This is a genomic window from Endozoicomonas arenosclerae (genome assembly GCF_001562015.1).
Classification (GTDB): Bacteria; Pseudomonadota; Gammaproteobacteria; order Pseudomonadales; family Endozoicomonadaceae; genus Endozoicomonas_A; species Endozoicomonas_A arenosclerae.
Genome location: NZ_LASA01000243.1, coordinates 1 through 1,566, shown reverse-complemented (window position 1 = coordinate 1,566; position 1,566 = coordinate 1). Strand labels below are relative to the sequence as shown.

Here is a 1,566-nt window from a genome sequence, read left to right as displayed (position 1 = left end):
AAGAAAAACCCTGAAGTTAAGCAAAAGTTATGGGGTGGAGCATTCTGGAGTTCAGGATATTTTATGAATACTGTCGGCCAGCATGGTAATGAAGATGTAATTGCAAATTATGTCAAAAACCAAGGCAATGCGGAGTACAAGCAGCTACACCGGAAGGAAATAAGTCCGAACCAAATCAGTCTGTTTATGGACTGACCACTCAAGTTGCACTGAGGATACCCCGCAGCTTGCTGCGGGGTAGTTCATTCGGAAGAACATAAGCTTCTTCAGCTTGTTTCGGGTGGTATTTCAGGGCCTGGGTCAATCCATCTCTGCCATCCGGGTGTTCCGCTTTCAGAAGCTCTCTTTTCTCTTGAAGAGACAGGTTGCTGGCCAGAACCAGTTTGATGAAACTTGCAATAATGTCTTTTGAGTAACCACGCTCTAATCTGGTAAACAGCCATGGAACGCCGTTACGGTCTCTAGCTGAGAGCAGATGAACTTTTACTTTACCTGGTAGATCACTGCTCAAGACAAAGTGAATAAAGGATTCTGCTGCGGCTCTTTTACCATGGTTGTAGGCTGCAGCAAGTCCGGGGTTTCCAAACCGATCCTTTGCGGCAAGAATTTCCTGTGTGGTTGCATCATCAAGATCACCAAGCTGGAGTTCTATTGCCAATGAATTGAATGTTGATGAGTCTCCCTTTTGCAAGGCAATGTTCAGCGCTGCACAAGCTTCCAGTAAAATTTCTTTCTTGGTGCTCTCCTTGAGTGAACTTCTCAAGATGCTCCGAACATAGCTGACCACTGTCAGGGTTTTTCCATCCACAATGGCTGAGAATAAAGCTGATCGATTGTGTCTGTTTTTGCCTTTAACCAGTTCTTTCTTCGTTTCCTCATCCAGAGGACTGTTGGACACCAGTTTTATGAATTCATGAATGCCCTGATGATCGCGATCTTGGCAGGCGGTATATAACCAGCTATCTCCTTCCTTGTTTCTGGCCTGCAATGCTTCTTCTTTGGCTGCTTTGCATAAACGACTGTTCGAAACTTTTTGGAAAAATGAAGAGCAGGGATCCTTTAAACGTAACTTTAATGCCATGGCCAATACAGGAATTCCATATGTCGTCCTTGCTGCCAGGTGCTCGACTTTTTCACTGTCTGTCAGACTGTCATCATTCAGGATAGTGTCTATATAGCTGTTAAATGCCTCTGGATGATGATGTTTGAGTGCTTCCAAAAAGCCAATAGAACTATAAGGTAAAGCAGTATTCTTTGCTTCTGAGAGTCTCTTCCAATATAAAATGAGCCTGAACAAAAGCCCGGTTTCCAATACGAACTGAGCCTGTAAAGGTCCAGGATGTCGTTCATGATGAGAGGATGAAGATTATCATGAACACCAAACTCATCAAGACCCTGGATCAGGTCAGCGACTTCCTTGAACATGTCCCAGACATAGAACCTGGCTAGGAGTCTAAAGATGAGTGTTACCGATGGATAGAGTTAACTCTCAGTCATTTCCGTTACCGCTCCCTTGGAAAGGCTCAAAAAGGTCTGGTACGCCGCTATGTGGCGACTGTCACGGGT

Annotated in this window: 2 protein-coding genes; one reads left to right on the top strand and one right to left on the bottom strand. The window is 44.7% G+C overall.

What is annotated here, in order from left to right; genetic code table 11:
* A partial coding sequence (locus tag WG89_RS29900; protein ID WP_172806770.1) for a transposase occupies positions 1-195 on the top strand: 195 nt, incomplete at its 5' end.
* A 4-nt stretch (positions 196-199) separates the two neighbouring features.
* Here the strand turns inward: WG89_RS29900 and WG89_RS28270 are convergent.
* Entirely contained in the window at positions 200-1,219 is a 1,020-nt protein-coding gene (locus tag WG89_RS28270) for a hypothetical protein (protein ID WP_153301890.1), read from the bottom strand.
* Positions 1,220-1,566 lie beyond the last annotated feature (347 nt).